Source organism: Flavobacterium sp. EDS (assembly GCF_020991525.1).
Classification (GTDB): domain Bacteria; phylum Bacteroidota; class Bacteroidia; order Flavobacteriales; family Flavobacteriaceae; genus Flavobacterium.
The window spans coordinates 49,558-67,005 of record NZ_JAJMOZ010000002.1; the positions used below are offsets into that span (position 1 = coordinate 49,558).

A 17,448-nucleotide genomic window follows, 5' to 3' on the forward strand; every position below is an offset into this window, starting at 1 on the left:
CCCACTCGTTTGAGTGGGTTTTGTGGTACCTCCAGGGATCGAACCAGGGACACATGGATTTTCAGTCCATTGCTCTACCATCTGAGCTAAGGTACCGTGCTTATTGCGGGTGCAAATATAGAATGTTTTTTAGATTATCCAAGGTAAATTTAAAGAAAGAATTCTATTTATCAAGAAAAAACAAAAAACCCACTCGTTTGAGTGGGTTTTGTGGTACCTCCAGGGATCGAACCAGGGACACATGGATTTTCAGTCCATTGCTCTACCATCTGAGCTAAGGTACCGTGCTTGACGCGGGTGCAAATATAGAATGTTTTTTAGTTTCTTCAAAACAATTTTAGAAAAAAATCAATTCGTATCTTCGCATCAGTAAATAAGTAACTATGGTTTTAACAATCGATGTTGGTAACACACGTATTAAAGGTGCTGTTTTTGAGAATAATACTGTTTTGGAATTTTTTGTTTTTGATAAGAATGAACTTGAAATAAAAATTAAAAAAATTTTAAAAAACTATGAAAAAGTAACAAGTTTGGTTGTTGCATCAGTTGGAAATGTAGAAAAAGAATTGTTTTTGAGTTTTAATAATAATGTAAGTGTTTGTTTTTTGACAAATGAAGATCGATTTCCGTTTAAGAATAAGTATGCTACACCAAAAACATTAGGAATAGATAGAATGGTACTTGCTAGTGGAGCTACATTGCAATATCCGAATCAAAATAGATTAATTATTGATGCTGGAACTTGCATTACTTATGATTTTGTAGATGAAAATGATAATTATTTAGGGGGAGCTATATCTCCAGGGTTACGATTAAGATATGAAGCACTGCATAATTATACAGCAAAACTTCCGTTATTAACATTTAAAGAGCCTCAATCTTATATTGGTAATTCAACTCCCGAATCAATGCATTCAGGGGTTGTCAATGGATTCGTCTATGAAATAGATGGTTTTATCGATCAATACAAAGCAGACCGCCAAAATTTTATAATAATTTTAACGGGTGGGGATGCACTTTTTTTGGCTAAACGATTAAAAAATACCATATTTGCCAATTCAAATTTCTTATTAGAAAGTTTGAACCAAACATTTCAATATAAAATCAACAATGATTAAAAAAATTATAATAAGCGCTTGCTTACTTTTGTCATTCGTTTCTTTTGCTCAGCAAGGAACGTCTTCTCCTTATTCTTTTTACGGAATTGGTGATGTAAGGTTTAAAGGAACTGTCGAAACTCGTTCAATGGCGGGTGTTGCAATAGAGCAAGATAGTATTCATATTAATATTGAAAACCCTGCTAGTTATGCAAATTTAAAGCTTACAACTTTCTCAGTAGGAGGTACATTTAGTTCGGCTACATTAAAAACAGATAGCCAATCGGCAAAAGCGCAAAGAACAACTTTAGATTATATTGCTGTAGGTTTGCCTTTGGGGAAAAAGTTTGGAGTAGGTTTTGGATTGATTCCTTATTCATCTGTAGGGTATCAAATTGAATCTCTTTCGATAAATACAGGAGGTAATAATAAAAGATTTGATGGTTCAGGCGGATTAAATAAAGTTTATCTTGGGATTGGATACAAAATCAAACCTAATTTTAGTATTGGAGCAGATGTTCAATATGATTTTGGTAAAATTGAAACGACTGGTTATGAGTTTGTTCCCGATGTGCCAGTTGGAACAAGAGAGTTAAATACTAATTATTTATCTGGAATTAATTTTAATTTTGGAGCAATGTATCAGTATAAGATAAATAAAAAATTATCTTTCTTTAGTAGTGCAACATATACGGTTCAGGGTAAATTGAATTCTGAAAACACAAGAAATATATCTACAGGAATGCTTGGTTCAGGGCTTTATTTTAGTGTTATAGATCTTGGAGAAGATGTAAAAAGTGACCTTGATGTAAAAATGCCATTCAAACTAGCATTAAGTGCAGGTGTTGGAGAATCTAAAAAATGGTTAATTGGAGGAAAGTTTTCGTATCAAAATGCGGTTAATCAGTCAATTATATATAATAATGCTTCAAACGTAGGATATGGAAAAGCAGCAAGTGCAAGTATAGGAGGGTATTATATTCCTAATTATAGTTCTTTTTCAGGATATTTTAATAGAGTTACTTATAGAGCTGGTATTAAATATGAAAAAACTGCTTTAATAATTAATTCAGAGCGTATAAATGATATTGGTTTTACACTTGGTGCAGGACTTCCAATTCCTGGATCATTTTCAAAAGTCAATTTAGGAATGGAGTTTGGAAAAAGAGGAACAACATCGGCTGGCTTAATTCAAGAGAATTATGTTAATATTAGTCTAGGTTTTTCATTAAACGATAAATGGTTCGAAAGAAGTAAGTTTAATTAATTTCCCGATTGTAAACTCTATTTTAGAGTTTAATACCTTATTTAACGAATGAATTTACTGAAAAAATATAGTGTAATTCTTGGACTCGTAATTTTTATTGCGATGTTTTTTCTAGGATGTGAAAGTAATTTTAAAGATGTACAAAGAAGTAATTTCATAGAGTTTGTTCCTGCCAGTGATGCTGATAATGTTAATATAAAGTATACTGATTCAGGCCTTATTTCGGGAATTTTAATAAGTCCTAAAATGTTGGATTATTCCAATGTTAGTTTTCCTTTTACCGATTTTCCAAAAGGCATAGATGTTACTTTGTATGATAAAAAGCGTAAGCGCACCTATGTAGTAGCTAATTATGCTATTTCTTATAAGCAAACGTCTGTTATAGATTTACAAGGAAAGGTGAAAATTACTACAGATGATGGGCAGATGTTAGAAACGGAACAATTGTATTTTGATCAAAAAAACGAATGGTTTTATACCGAAAGAAAGTTTAAATTTACAGATGCAAAAGGAGTTTCGTATGGGCAAGGACTTGATTTTAGTAAAGATTTTAAAATAATAAACTCTCAACGAATAACTGGAGAGATAGAAACTGAAGAATAAAAATAATAATTATGGGTTACTTAAAATATACACAATACGCTTATCTGATAGTTGCAATTCTTTTTATTTATGAAGCAATAATGAAAATGAGCGCTGGTGAACCGACTCCTTGGTTGAGCTTTTTAATTGCAGGAGTGGGGATTTTTATGTTCTTCTTTAGAAGGAAATTTGCGAACAAAATGGAAAATCGTAATAAAAAATAACCAAAATGGAGATTAGTATTATAATACTATGTTTAATACTATCGGCCTTTTTTTCGGGTATGGAAATTGCTTTCATATCCTCGAATAAGATATATCTAGAGATCGAGAAGAAACAAGAAAACTTCTTGTCTAGAATCCTTACTAAGCTTACTCAAAAACCGTCGAAATTTATAGCTGCTATGCTTATTGGAAACAATATTGCTATAGTTGTTTATAGTTTTTTTATGGGTGATTTGCTTTTAGGTGCACTTGTTAAGTTTGGGTATCATTTTTCGGATGTTGCCAGTTTACTTATTCAAACTTTGATTTCTACTTTTTTTATTTTAATCACTGCAGAGTTTTTTCCGAAGGTGTTTTTTCAAATTTATGCGAATTCTTTAATTAAGTTTTTTGCACTTCCAGCGTATTTTTTTTATTGGCTTTTTTATTATATCTCTACTTTTTTTATCTGGATTTCGGATTTTATTTTAAGAAGATTTTTTAAAACAGAGGGAGATCAGGTACAGTTTTTTTTTAGTAAAGCAGAGCTTGGAAATTATATTTCTGAGCAAATGAGTACAGTAGAAGATGATGAAGAAGTTGATTCGGAGATACAGATATTTCAGAATGCATTAGAATTTTCGGGAGTAAAAGCAAGGGATATAATGACTCCTCGGACCGAAATTGATGCTGTAGAACTTTTTGATGCTGTAGATGAACTTAAAGCTTTATTTGTAGAAACAGGCTATTCAAAGATTCTTGTTTATCAAAACTCATTGGATGATATTCTAGGTTATGTTCATTCGTTTGATTTGTTTAAAAAGCCAGATACGATAAAATCAGTATTGATTCCTGTTGAGTTTGTTCCAGAAACAGTTTATATAAAAGATGTTTTGAACTTGCTTACCAAGAAACGAAAAAGCGTAGCAGTAGTTTTAGACGAATACGGTGGTACTTCTGGAATTATAACTGTTGAAGATATTGTCGAGGAATTGTTTGGTGAGATAGAAGATGAGCATGATTCGGATGAGGAATTGATAGAAAAAGAATTGGGAGAAGGTAGGTATATTTTCTCGACTCGATTTGATGTTGAGTATTTAAATGAGGCTTATAAATTAGATATCCCAGAAAGTGATTCTTATGGTACTTTAGGTGGTTTTATTGTAGATCATACTAAAGAAATCCCTCAAATAGGAGAAGAAATCACTATAGGGAACTATCATTTTGTGATAGAAGAGGCAACAAATAAGAAAATAGAATTGGTAAAATTGACTATAAAAGAGTGATTTTTTTTAGAAAAATAAAAATTCTTAGAAAATAAATTGCTACTAGTATTATTATTAGCTAGATAATTGTATTTTCGCAAACTGAATATAAAATTAACAACAATAAAAATGGCAGTTTTAGCAAAAATTAGACAACGTTCCGCTTTATTGATAGGCGCTATTGCACTTGCATTATTTGCATTTATCATTCAAGATCTTTTCAGTAGTGGAAATTTTGGTGAGAGTTCAAAAGACGTAGGAAGCATCAATGGGAAAGATATTTCATTTGAAGATTTTAGAATCAAAGTTAGTAATGTTGAAAAAAGTGGGCAAGGAATAACTTCCACTGAAGCTGCAAACAGAGTATGGGATCAAGAGGTTTCTATTGCTTTGTTATCATCAGAGTTTGATAAATTAGGATTAAGAGTTGGTGAAAAACATTTACTTGAAGTTTTAAAAGCAGACCAAAATATCGGAAGAAATCCAATGTTCTTAAATGCAGCAGGGGTTTTTGATGTAGCAAAATTTAAAGAATATTTTAAAGCAAATCCAGAGCAAGCTCAATATTTAAAAGATAGAGAGAAAGATGCAGATTTGAATGCAAAATACCAAATATACAATACGTTGATTAAAGCAGGTCTTTATACAACTGTTGCTGAAGGGAAGTTGAAATATGAAATGGAAGCAAACAAAGTTAATTTTGCTTTTGTAGCTGGTTTATATTCTTCTATCAAGGATAGCGATGTAAAAGTATCTGATTCAGAAATCGTAGATTTCATGAAAAAAGACGAAAAGAAATTTAAAGCAGATGAAACTCGTGAGGTTCAGTATGTTTTAATTGAAGATAAAGCTTCAAAAGAAGATGAGGCAGAAATTAAAGCAAAAATTACTTCTCTATTATCAGGAAGTGTTGTTTACAACCAAAAAACAGGTAAAAACGATACTTTACCTGGATTTAGATCTGCTAAGAATGTTGCTGACTTTGTGAATTCAAATTCAGATGTACCTTACGATTCAACTTATGTAGCTAAGAAAGATTTACCAGCTGTAGATGCTGATAAATTATTTAGCCTAGCTCCAGGTGAAATTTATGGGCCTTATGTTTTTGGTAACTACTACTGTATTTCTAAATCTTTAGGATCAAAAGCAGGAGTTAATGCAAAAGCAAGTCATATCTTAATTAGTTATGAAGGAGCTCAAGTTCCAAACCAAAAAGAAAGAAGAACTAAAGAACAAGCAAAAGCTAAAGCAGAAGAAATTTTGGCTCAAGTTAATGCAAATCCAGATAGTTTCTTAATGTTAGCTTTTACGGCTTCAGATGATTCATCTGCACAACAAGGTGGAGATTTAGGATATTTTGGACAAAACCAAATGGTGAAACCATTCAATGATTTTGTTTTCAATAACCCAATTGGAAAAGTAGGATTGGTAGAAACTCCTTTTGGTTTCCATATTATCAAAATTACAGACAAACAAGATGGTGTTCGTTTAGCAACTATAGCTCAAAAAATCGAAGCTTCAGAAGCAACTTCTGATAGAGTATTTACTCAAGCAACTAAATTTGAAATGGATGCTGCTGACAAAGACTTCAATAAAGTTGCAGCTGAAATGAAATTAACAGTTTCTCCTGCAGTTACAGTTAAAGCAATGGATGAAAATTTCGGTCCATTAGGAAATCAAAGAACTATCGTAAGATGGGCTTTTGAAAAAGGAACAAGCAAAGGTGATGTTAAGCGTTTTGAGGTAGCTAATGTTGGTCACGTAATTGCACAACTTAAGAGCATAAACAAAACAGGTTTAGTTTCAGTAGATGTTGCAAGACCTTATGTTGAGCCAATTCTTAAAAACAAGAAAAAAGCTGAAATCCTTAAAGCTAAAATGAATGGTACTACTATCGAAGCAATTGCTAAAAGCGCTGGTGTAGCTGTACAACAAGCAACAGATGTTACTATGGACAACCCAACTTTACCTGGTGGTGTTGGTCAAGAGCCAAAAGTTGTTGGTAATGCATTTGCTTTGGCAGCGGGTAAACTTTCTGCTCCAATTGAAGGAAATACTGGAGTTTATGTTGTTAAAAACATAAGCACAGTAAAAGCACCAGCTTTACCAAACCATGCTCCTTATGTTGAGAAAGTAAAAGCACAAAGTGCTCAGGATGTAAACAGAATTCTTCCTGCATTAAAAGACAATGCTAAGATCGTTGATAATAGAGCTCACTTTAGCTACTAGTTTATCAAGATTTAGATAAAACATAAAATTTAAAAATCCTGAAATATTTATATTTCAGGATTTTTTTTGTTCAAGAAGTTTTGAGATTTTGCTTAATTGTATTTTGATGCTAAAAGGGTTTAAAACCTTTTGTAGTTACGTGGGTTTCGAATCCGCTTACCCTGATAAAAATAAAAGTCCCAAGAGTTAGGTGAAGGGTGTTTGTGTTTTTTATAAGATAACAACAAAAAACCTTGCTAGAGTTTAGCAAGGTTTTTTGTTAGTTACAAAGATTAGAAGTTTTGATTAAGTCAATATCATTTCGTTGTAAGGAATTATCGTTTTATACCCTTTGGCTGTAAAATATTCGGTTGGGTTGTCTTTTGATATTACCATTACAAAATCGCCTCCCCATGCACCAAGACTTTTAATTACGCCTTCAAAATCTGGAAATAGTCTTTCTTTGATGGTTTGCATTTCTAGGATATTGCTCATTTCAGCTTCATGAATTGCTAATGCTTTAGCAAATTCTTTTCCTGTTTTGGCTTGTATAACAGTTTGTGTTATTTTATCGTTATTAGCAATTATCTTTGACAGATGACTGTTTTTGTTGTTGTAATAAGCGGTTATTGCTGCTTTACTGCTTTGTTTTTTGTTTAAGTATACAAAGTTTAGGTTCTGGCTAAATTCAGGTTTAAAGTTTACCGTTTCTACAGTTGGTAGATTTTGTTGTAAGTGATATAATATAGGAGTGTTATTTTGTGCGCAAGCAATATCGTAACCACTACCTCCAAAACTGTTTTTAAGAAGCGTAAAAGCATCAATTTTTGTCCATTGAGCAATATTGTTTAATAATGTCGATGATGTGCCTAGGCCCCAATTTTTAGGAAATGTAAGCTGTGTGCTTATTTGGTATCCTTCTGATTGGGTTAGAAACTCTGGATTTAATAAATAAGCTTCATGTAGAATATTTATTAATGTTGTTTTTATTGTTTCGGTTTCAGGTTCAGGATTGTTTGTTATTTCGGCAAAAGTTATTGTATCCTCAAACCAAATACTAGTATCGGCATCGTAACTTTTCCATTGTATTTCTTGGTTTTCTCCTTTGGCAACAACTAAATTTTGTCCAAATTTTGTTGGTAATGCAAATGCTTTTGCGCCATCTAATACTAAATATTCTCCAGTTATTAAAAGTTTTCCGTTACTGTAAAAAGTTGTTTTCATGCATTTATTTTTAGCCCCGATGGAAGCGATATCCTTTGTGTTTTTTCTTTAAAAACATAAAGATATAGTGTACAGCGGGAATAGCTTCGTATTATTTTCTTAAGTTTTCAATGAATTCAACTACTGCACTATGAGATATAGTGTGGCTTTTAAAATGATTTTTAATTAAAAGACGTTCATCATCATTGGCAGCAAATTGATTAATGATATTATTGATGTGCATTTTCATGTGTCCTTCTTGAATTCCGGTTGTGGTTAAAGAACGTAATGCTGCGAAATTTTGAGCTAAACCAGCAACGGCTACAATTTGCATTAATTGAGGTGCAGACGGATTTTCTAACATTTGTAATGAAAATTTTACTAACGGATGTAAAGAAGTTAGTCCGCCAACAGTTCCTAATGCTAGGGGCATATCTAGCCAGAATGTGAAAATTCCGTTTTCTATTTTAGCATGTGACAAACTTGAGTATTGTCCATTTCTAGAGGCATAGGCGTGAACTCCCGCTTCGACAGCACGGAAATCATTTCCTGTGGCAAGTATTACAGCATCGGATCCGTTCATGATTCCTTTGTTGTGAGTTACGGCACGAAATGGTTCTACTTCGGCAATTTGTACTGCTTGAACAAATCGTTCGGCAAACTCCTGTGGATTCGGAATGTGTTTTTCGGCTAATTCATTTACTGGGCATGAAACCTCTGCTCTTACAACGCAGTTTGGAACATAGTTTGAGAGAATGCTCATGATGACTTTTACTTCTTCATTTGCTTCAGTAAATAATTCGTATTCTTGAGAGGCTTCTTTTAATGTTTTTGCAAATTGCTCTAAACATGAATTTATGAAATTAGCGCCCATGCTGTCTTTGGTTTCAAAGGTTGCATGAAGTTGAAAGTAATTTGGTAATAAATTGGTTTTGTCTTTTAGAACAATGTCAAGAATTCCGCCACCACGCTGTTGCATGTTTTTGGTGATGCTTTCAGTATCGGTAAAGAATTTGCTTTTTGTTTGTGCAAAAAATAAGTTAAGCTTTGAAACGTCACCATTAAAAGTAAAATGGACTTGACCTATTTTTTCGGTATTGATGACTGTTGCTTTGAAACCGCCACGAGTAGACCAGAATTTAGCAGCTTTTGAAGCCGCGGCGACAACCGAACTCTCTTCGATTGCCATTGGTATTGTGGTATATTTGTCGTTAATGAGGAAATTTGGAGCTATACCAAGCGGAATGTAAAAATTCGTTATTGTATTTTCGATGAATTCATCATGTAATTTCTGTAATTTTTCGTCGGTATTCCAGTAACTTTTAAGTAAAAAAACAGCTTTTTCTGGTGTAGAAAAGTACTTATTTGCAATCCAGTTTATTTTTTCTTCTTTGGATAATTTAGAAAATCCAGCAACGGCGTTGTTCATTATCAATTGATTAAATGGTAGTATAGTTGCAAAGATACCATTTTAACGGTTTTGTTTGTAATGTAATTGTGCGCATTAAATAATATGAAAAACCAATTTATTAACATTTAACACTTAAAATGTATATTATGTGTATTTTTTTCACTAAAATTGGGCTCTTTTTTATATTTAAATCATTTGTATGAATACAAACAAACTTACCGCATTATTTATATTTATTTGTTTTACTGTTTTTGGTCAACAAAAAATCACTGTAGATGACGTTTTTAGTGGGATATTTCGAACTAAGGAAATGTTTAAACTACAATCTTTACAAAATGCTAATCAGTATACGGTACTTAATTTTGATCGGACGAGTAGAAGTATGCAGATAGATTTGTACGATTATGCTACGTTAAAAAAAGTAACAACTTTAATTGATACAAAAAATCATAGTGAGTTACCGATGATCAATAGCTATGCTTTTGATGCTTCAGAAAAAAATATTTTGTTAGCTTGTAATTCTACTAAAATATTTCGCCACTCCTTCACAGCAGATTATTATTTGTATAATATAGATTCAAAAGAGTTAACTAAGCTGTTTGATTTTCAAGTCCAAGAGCCAACTTTCTCGCCAGATGGACAAAAAATAGCTTACGCAAAAGAGAATAATCTGTATGTTTATGATTTAGCTTCTAAAAAATCTACTCAGATTACAACTGATGGAAAGAAAAACTCAATTATCAATGGTATCACTGATTGGGTATATGAAGAAGAATTTGCTTTTGTTCGCGCTTTTGATTGGAGTAAAGACAGTAAGAAAGTAGCTTATATTCGTTTTGACGAAAGTATGGTTCCTGAATTCTCAATGTCGATTTTTAAAACAGACTTGTATCCTAAAATCGAAACGTTTAAATATCCTAAAGCTGGAGAAAAAAACGCAGTAGTCTCGTTACACATATATGATGCCACAGCAAATACAACTAAAGAAGTTAAGTTAGGTAATTATAACGACTTTTATATTGCAAGATTGAAGTGGACAAATGATAATAATACTTTGTCAGCACAGGTTTTAAACCGTCACCAAAATAATCTTGATTTATTGTTTGTTGATGGTACTTCGGGAACTTCAAAAGTAGTTCTTAATGAAAAAGATAAGGCTTATGTTGATGTTACTGATAACTTAACGTTCTTAAAAGATAATAGTTTTATCTGGACTAGCGAAAAAGACGGTTTTAATCATATCTATTTGTATGATAAAGTAGGAAAGCTTAAAAATCAAGTTACTAAAGGAAACTGGGAAGTAACATCTTATTATGGATTTGATGAAAAATCTAAAACAGTTTTTTATCAGTCTACAGAAAATGGGTCAATCAATCGTGATATTTATCGAATTGCACTTGACGGAAAAAATAAAGTACGTTTATCTAAAAACGTAGGTACTAGTAAGGCAACCTTCAGCCCGAATTTTCAATATTACATCAATACATTCTCAAGCGCAACTCAACCAACAACTTATAGTCTTAATGACGCTAAAGCTGGAAAAGAGTTACAAGTAATAGAAAATAATGAGGCGCTAGCCTCTAGTCTTAAAGCATATAATTTAGCTACTAAAGAATTTTTTGTTCTAAAAACAGCTAAAGGAAATGAATTGAATGCTTGGATATTAAAACCAAAAGATTTTGATCCTGCTAAAAAGTATCCTGTTTTTATGTTTCAATACTCAGGACCTGGCTCTCAGCAAGTAGCAAACCAATGGAATAACTCTAATGATTACTGGTTCGAAATGTTAACTCAACAAGGATATATCGTTGCTTGTGTTGATGGAAGAGGAACTGGATTTAAAGGAGCAGACTTTAAGAAAGTAACACAATTGCAATTAGGGAAATACGAGGTAGAAGATCAAATCGATGCTGCCAAAGTTATTGGTAATTATCCTTACGTTGATGCTTCTAGAATTGGAATTTTTGGATGGAGTTATGGTGGATTTATGGCTTCGAACTGTGTTTTTCAAGGTAATGATGTTTTTAAAATGGCAATTGCTGTTGCCCCAGTTACTAACTGGAGATTTTATGATTCAGTTTATACTGAAAGATATATGCAAACTCCTCAAGAGAATGCAAGTGGTTATGATAATAACTCTCCTATTAATCATGTTGATAAATTAAAAGGGAAATTCCTTTTGATTCACGGATCTGCAGATGATAATGTACATGTGCAAAATACAATGCAAATGATGGAGGCTTTAATACAAGCTAATAAACAATTTGATTCGCAAATTTATCCAGATAAAGATCATGGTATTTATGGCGGAAAAACTAGAGTGCAGCTTTATACTAAAATGACTAACTTTATCAAGGAAAACCTTTAATTAAAATCTAATTAACCTAAATATAATAATAAACAATATGAAAGAAACAGAAGTAAAAACTGCGCATCCAAAAGGACTTTGGGTTTTGTTTGGGACAGAAATGTGGGAGCGGTTTAATTTTTACGGAATGCGAGCAATTCTTACCTTATTTTTGGTAAACTCATTATTAATGAAAGAATCAGATGCTGCATTAATTTATGGAGGCTTCTTGGGACTTTGTTATTTAACACCAATGTTAGGTGGATTTATTGCCGATCGTTTCTTTGGTAACAGAAATTGTATTTTATTGGGTGGACTGATGATGGCAATAGGACAACTTTTTTTGTTCTTTAGTGCTAGTATTTTTGGTTCAAATATGAGTTTGGCAAATATCTTAATGTGGTCTGCATTAGGAATCATTATTTTTGGAAATGGATTCTTTAAGCCAAACATTTCGAGTATGGTTGGAAGTTTGTATCCAAAACAAGAAAAAACAAAATTAGATACTGCTTTTACGATTTTCTATATGGGAATCAATTTAGGAGCTTTCTTAGGACAAACAATTTGTCCTTATTTAGGTGACGAAGTAGTAAGCGGTGTTCAGAATATACACGCTTTTAAATGGGGGTTTTTAGCAGCATCGATTGCAATGTTAATTGGAACAGGTGTTTTCTTTTTATTGAAAAATAAATATGTCGTTACTCCAGAAGGAAAGCCATTAGGAGGTTTGCCTTCTAAAAATGATGTTACTGATTATGAAGAAGGAGAAGCTCAAAAAGCTGTTTTTTCTACACAAGCTTTGATTGGTGCAGTTATTGCATTTGTGATTTTGTTTTTTGCTTTCCGTTACCTTTTAGACGGGGATAACTTCATTAAAACATTAATTTACCCAATTATTTATGCTAGTGGATTAACATTAGCTGGATTGATTATTTCTGATAGTTCATTAACTAAAATAGAAAGAGATAGAATTTTTGTTATCTATATTGTTGCATTCTTTATTATATTTTTCTGGGCTGCTTTTGAGCAAGCAGGATCTTCATTGACTTTTATTGCAGCAAATCAAACAGATAGAACTTTTATGTTCGGATGGCAGATGCCAGCTTCAATGGTTCAGGTGTTTAATGGTATTTTCGTTTTCGCTTTTGCCTTGCCTTTTAGTATTTTATGGGATAAATTAAGAGAAAAAGGTAAAGAGCCTATTTCTCCTATGAAACAAGCAATTGGTTTAGCATTAATTGCATTGAGTTATTTTATTATTGCTTACAATGTGAAAGACCTTGGTAACAGTGGACTTTTAGCGATCAAATGGTTAATTCTTTTGTATTTAATTCAAACTTTTGCTGAGTTGTGTTTATCGCCAATCGGATTATCATTGGTAGGTAAATTATCTCCAAAACGTTTTTCATCATTACTTTTCGGGGTATTCTTCTTATCTAATGCTGCAGGATATGCCTTATCAGGAACTTTGGGATCTATTATGCCTGCAACAGGAGAGAAATTTGTAAAAGCAAAAGATTTAGGAATCGACTTGCAGCCTATTTTAGATAAGGCAGTTGTTGCAACTCCTGAACAATTAAAGATCTTAGAAGCAAATCAGATTAGTGCAACAAATCCTGTTTTCGCTGGTTTTGAAATTCATAATCTTTTTGAGTTTTTCATGGTTTTCGTAATCTTAACAGGAATCGCCGCAGTAATCTTATTCGCATTGACTCCTTTGTTAAAGAAAATGATGCACGGTATTCGTTAATTAATAAAACACTAATAGCTATTACCTATCCGATTTATTTGGGTAGGTAATTTTTTAATTTTGAACCTATTTATTATGTGGAAAAATCACCCAAAAGCTTTACCTTTTTTGTTTTTATCTGAAATGTGGGAACGTTTCGGTTATTATTTAATGATTGGAATTTTCACTTTATATCTAAAAGATGTAGAGGCAGGGTTTGCAATGACCGAGAAAGAAGCTTCTGATTTGTACGGAACTTTTATTGCGCTTGTGTTTCTAACACCTTTTATTGGAGGCTTGGTTGCAGATAGATATTTAGGATATAAAAACTCAATCATTCTTGGTGGATTGATGATGGGGGTAGGTTATTTTATGATGGGAATTCATAGTTTAACCATGTTATATGTGGCGATGACGCTGGTAATTATTGGTAACGGTTTTTTTAAACCTAATATTTCTACACTTCTAGGGAATTTCTATGACGAAGAGAAATACAAGGATAAGAAAGATGAAGGATACAATATATTCTATATGGGAATAAATGTGGGAGCTTTCATTTGTAATTTCTTTGGGGCTGCTTTACAAATACTTCTAGGGTGGCACTATGCTTTTATGGCAGCTGGATTAGGAATGTTTATCGGTGTAATTGTTTTTATGTTAGGTACAAAACATTATGGTAATAAAACAGAAAAAAAAGGGATTCAAGAAGGGGATATGCCATTTTCAAAAATTGTATTGTACATTCTTGTTCCATCCATCGTATTTGGAGTTATAGGCTGGTTGCTAAAAGGAGTTCAGTCTGATGTAAATTTAGATAGCTCAATTTTTGGTTCAGATAGTACAGATGCTTTTATTTTTGCCTGTATCCCTGTAATTTATTTCTATGGAAGTTTATATTTTAAAGCTAAAGTAGAAGAGAAAAGACAAATAGGAGCGCTACTTTCTATTTTTGCCGTGGTTATTTTATTTTGGGCAGTTTTTAAACTAAATGGATCTGCATTGACTACTTGGGCAGACCGCTATACTGACAGAGAAATTACTGGAACTACACAAACTGTTTTCAATAATTTGAAATTGGCCAAAGAGGTGAAGTACGCAAAAGATTCAACAGAATTATATGATTCTAGTTTTAGACTTCAAAAAGAAAATGGGAAAGTTGTGAAAACTGTAGATCATCCCGTTTATTTTAGAAACGTAGCCGAGGACAAAAAGCCAACTGAAGGGGCAACTGTTTCTATTTGGGCGACTAATTTAAGTCAGTCGATAAATCCAGGTTGGGTAATTATTTTGACACCTTTGGTGGTTGCATTTTTTACTTTTTTACGTAATCGAAAAAAAGAACCAAGTACGCCAACAAAAATTGCATTCGGATTATTGATTTCTGCATTATCTGTTTTAGTTATGATTGCGGCAGTCCATATAGGAGGTAATGGAGCCGAAAAAGTATCGGTTTGGTGGTTGGTTGCTAATTATGGAATCATAACTATAGGAGAGTTGTTTTTGAGTCCCATGGGATTGTCAATTGTATCTAAACTGTCTCCAAAAAATATTACAGCCTTAATGATGGGTGGTTGGTTCTTATCAACTTCAATTGGAAACAAACTAAGTGGCGTTTTAGCTAGTATGTGGGATCAATATGATAACAAAATGAACTTTTTCTGGGTGAATTTTGCTTTATTGATGTTTGCAACAATATTAATGTTTGCTTTGGTTAAAAATTTAAATAAAGTGATGAAAGATCACGGTATTAATTAATTATTATAAAAATGGAGCAGAATATTAGTTTAGAACAAATACAAAACTTTAAAGGGAAATACCCTAAACAATTGTGGTATTTGTTTTTTAGCGAAATGTGGGAACGTTTTTGTTTCTACGGAATGAGAGGGATGTTGGTTGTATTTATGGTTGGCCAACTAGGAATGAATGAGAGAGTTGCTAATTTACAATACGGTGCCACACAAGCTTTTGTTTATGCATTTACTTTTATTGGTGGAATGTTTGCAGATAAAATATTAGGCTACCGTAAGTCTCTTTTTTGGGGAGGGTTATTGATGATAGTTGGAAGTGTAATTTTAGCTATTGATCCTAAACAATTTTTCTTTTTCGGAATTAGCTTTACTATTATTGGTACAGGTTTTTTTAAACCAAATATATCTACAATGGTTGGACAGCTATACAAAGAAGGTGATACGAGAGTAGATGCCGGATTTTCGCTGTTTTATGCAGGAGTTAATTTAGGAGCTTTAATCGGAGGATATATTTGTATTGCTGTTGCCAATGGGTCTTTGTGGGATTCATTTGTTCCAGTAGCGTATCGTTGGAATTATGCCTTTGGTTTTGCTTCAATTGTAATGGTTATAAGTTTGTTGACTTTTACCCAAACGCAAAAAAGTTTAGGTGAAATTGGACTTTCGCCATTGCGACATATAGAGAAACCTAAAAGACGTTTGTTAGAAATTGTAACTTATGCAAGTTCATTGGTTGTAATTCCGATTATCATGAAGATGGTTTCTAATACAGAATATACAGATGTATTCATGTTTATAATTGGGCCATTTGCATTAATGTATTTGTTTTATGAAATGGCATCGTTAAGTAATAATGATGATTCGAATATGTTCTCTTTTAACGGAAAAATATCTAGAATTTATTATTTCTTGTGCTTCAGTTGTATTGCTTTACCTTTGTTTTTCTTGAGACATTATTTTGTTGATAATATAGTTTTTGTGTTATTAACGCTTCCTTTATTGTGGTTGTTATTTTCTTTGGGAGCAAAAAGATGTAATGATTTAGGCATAAGCAGATTCGCTATTTTAATTCCTTTTGTGAGCATTTATTTTTTCTTTAAGAGAGGGACAGCTGATTTAGAAGGTGGTAAGAATCTAAAAAGTTCAGAGATAAAGAAACTGATAGCAGCTTTAGTATTTATATTATTTTCTATTTTCTTTTGGGCTTTCTTTGAACAAAGTGGAGGGTCATTAAGTTTATTCGCATTAAATAATTTAGATAATACTGTTTTAGGTGTTAAACTTGATCCAAATGGAGTTAACAATTCAGCTAATTCACTTTTTGTAATTATTTTTGCCGCATTGGTAGGATTGGTTTGGTTATGGATGTCTAAACGCAAAATCGAGCCGAATACAGTCATTAAATTTGGATTAGCATTTTTGTTTCTTGCGGGTGGTTTCTGGGTATTTTATTATACTAAATTTTTTGCCGGACCTGATGGAAGAACATCTTTAGGATTGTTTACTTTCGGTTGGTTTATAATTACCTTTGGAGAACTTTGTTTGTCTCCTATTGGTATGTCGGCAATGACTAAGTTATCTCCTCTAAAAACCCAAGCAGTAATAATGGGAATGTGGTTTTTGGCTAGTGCTTATGGTCAGTATTTTGCTGGATTACTAGGTGCTAATATTGCTGGAGCTTCTGAGCATGCAACTAACCTGGAAAAATTAAATGTATATGCGGATGGATATAAGCAACTAGGTATTTATGCATTGATTGCTGGAGTAATTTTAATACTTATTTCCCCACTCATTAAAAAATTAATGCAAGAAGTAAAGTAGAAGACATTTTCAAGTTTAATTTTTTATTAAATTTGATGAATAAAATAAAAATAAAATGAAAAAGATATTTATTACATTGTTATTAGTATTAGGTTCCTTTGCGGTTCAAGCACAAGAACTTAAGTGGTACACTGATGTAAAAGAGGCTATAGCAGTAAGTAATAAGGAGAAAAAACCTATGTTATTGTTTTTCACTGGAAGTGATTGGTGCGGATGGTGTATTCGTTTGCAAAGCGAAGTTTTAAAAACGTCTGAGTTTAATAAATGGGCTAAAGATAATGTTGTTTTAGTTGAACTTGATTTTCCTAGAAGAACAGCACAAACTCCAGAGTTAAAAGCCCAAAACAATGAATTACAGCAGGTTTTTGGAATTCAAGGCTTTCCAACTGTTTACTTTACTAAAGCAGAAAGTAAAGACGGAAAAGTTAATTTTCAAGGATTGGGGACTACAGGTTATGTAGCTGGTGGTCCTTCTGCATGGCTTGCAGTTGCAAATGGAATCGTTAATCCGGTTAAAAAGTAATTAAATGATTAAATAGTTCAAGTAACTATTATAATAAATAAATG

The 17,448-nt window shown here is 32.5% G+C and carries 13 protein-coding genes and 2 tRNA genes; 11 read left to right on the forward strand and 4 right to left on the reverse strand.

Features of this window, described 5'->3' with window-relative positions:
* Positions 1-23: 23 nt before the first annotated feature.
* Together LPB87_RS03285 and LPB87_RS03290 are read right to left on the reverse strand one after the other, a co-directional pair.
* A tRNA-Phe gene (locus tag LPB87_RS03285) sits at positions 24-96 on the reverse strand.
* Positions 97-211: 115 nt separating this feature from the next.
* A tRNA-Phe gene (locus tag LPB87_RS03290) sits at positions 212-284 on the reverse strand.
* 99 nt (positions 285-383) lie between these two features.
* Here LPB87_RS03290 and LPB87_RS03295 point away from each other — a divergent pair.
* The 6 genes from LPB87_RS03295 (at position 384) to LPB87_RS03320 (ending at position 6,643) form a co-directional block, all read left to right on the forward strand.
* Complete coding sequence (locus tag LPB87_RS03295; RefSeq protein ID WP_129539958.1) at positions 384-1,118, forward strand: type III pantothenate kinase; 735 nt, start codon at positions 384-386, stop codon at positions 1,116-1,118.
* Positions 1,111-2,364 carry an autotransporter outer membrane beta-barrel domain-containing protein gene (locus LPB87_RS03300; RefSeq protein ID WP_129539957.1) on the forward strand — a complete coding sequence of 418 codons (1,254 nt, stop codon included), beginning with the start codon at positions 1,111-1,113 and terminating at the stop codon, positions 2,362-2,364. Before LPB87_RS03295 ends, LPB87_RS03300 begins: the two co-directional genes overlap by 8 nt.
* A gap of 48 nt (positions 2,365-2,412) precedes the next feature.
* Complete coding sequence (gene lptC, locus LPB87_RS03305; RefSeq protein WP_230604947.1) at positions 2,413-2,967, forward strand: LPS export ABC transporter periplasmic protein LptC; 555 nt, start codon at positions 2,413-2,415, stop codon at positions 2,965-2,967.
* A gap of 11 nt (positions 2,968-2,978) precedes the next feature.
* On the forward strand, positions 2,979-3,170 hold the full coding sequence (locus LPB87_RS03310; RefSeq protein ID WP_129539955.1) for a hypothetical protein: 192 nt from the start codon (positions 2,979-2,981) through the stop codon (positions 3,168-3,170).
* Between the two features lie 5 nt (positions 3,171-3,175).
* Positions 3,176-4,435, forward strand: a complete 1,260-nt coding sequence (locus LPB87_RS03315; RefSeq protein WP_230604948.1) for a hemolysin family protein — start codon at positions 3,176-3,178, stop codon at positions 4,433-4,435.
* A gap of 108 nt (positions 4,436-4,543) precedes the next feature.
* Positions 4,544-6,643 carry a peptidylprolyl isomerase gene (locus LPB87_RS03320; protein WP_129539954.1) on the forward strand — a complete coding sequence of 700 codons (2,100 nt, stop codon included), beginning with the start codon at positions 4,544-4,546 and terminating at the stop codon, positions 6,641-6,643.
* Between the two features lie 285 nt (positions 6,644-6,928).
* Here LPB87_RS03320 and LPB87_RS03325 read toward each other — a convergent pair whose 3' ends face one another.
* Complete coding sequence (locus LPB87_RS03325; protein WP_230604949.1) at positions 6,929-7,846, reverse strand: GYDIA family GHMP kinase; 918 nt, start codon at positions 7,844-7,846, stop codon at positions 6,929-6,931.
* Positions 7,847-7,937: 91 nt separating this feature from the next.
* The gene (locus tag LPB87_RS03330; protein WP_230604950.1) at positions 7,938-9,254 is read right to left on the reverse strand and encodes a hydroxymethylglutaryl-CoA reductase, degradative; all 1,317 of its coding nucleotides are present in this window, start codon (positions 9,252-9,254) and stop codon (positions 7,938-7,940) included.
* Positions 9,255-9,435: 181 nt separating this feature from the next.
* Here LPB87_RS03330 and LPB87_RS03335 point away from each other — a divergent pair, with 181 nt between their 5' ends.
* The 5 genes from LPB87_RS03335 to LPB87_RS03355 all read left to right on the forward strand — a co-directional run bounded on the left by LPB87_RS03335 (position 9,436) and on the right by LPB87_RS03355 (position 17,404).
* Positions 9,436-11,604: a S9 family peptidase gene (locus LPB87_RS03335; protein ID WP_230604951.1), complete on the forward strand. Its 2,169-nt coding sequence runs from the start codon at positions 9,436-9,438 to the stop codon at positions 11,602-11,604.
* 37 nt (positions 11,605-11,641) lie between these two features.
* On the forward strand, positions 11,642-13,333 hold the full coding sequence (locus LPB87_RS03340; RefSeq protein ID WP_129539950.1) for a peptide MFS transporter: 1,692 nt from the start codon (positions 11,642-11,644) through the stop codon (positions 13,331-13,333).
* A 75-nt stretch (positions 13,334-13,408) separates the two neighbouring features.
* Positions 13,409-15,067 (forward strand): peptide MFS transporter, encoded by a 1,659-nt coding sequence (locus LPB87_RS03345; RefSeq protein ID WP_230604952.1) that lies wholly within the window; start codon positions 13,409-13,411, stop codon positions 15,065-15,067.
* 11 nt (positions 15,068-15,078) lie between these two features.
* Entirely contained in the window at positions 15,079-16,881 is a 1,803-nt protein-coding gene (locus tag LPB87_RS03350; RefSeq protein ID WP_230604953.1) for a peptide MFS transporter, read from the forward strand.
* Between the two features lie 55 nt (positions 16,882-16,936).
* Positions 16,937-17,404, forward strand: coding sequence for a thioredoxin family protein (locus LPB87_RS03355; protein WP_129539948.1), 468 nt, complete (start codon positions 16,937-16,939; stop codon positions 17,402-17,404).
* Positions 17,405-17,448 lie beyond the last annotated feature (44 nt).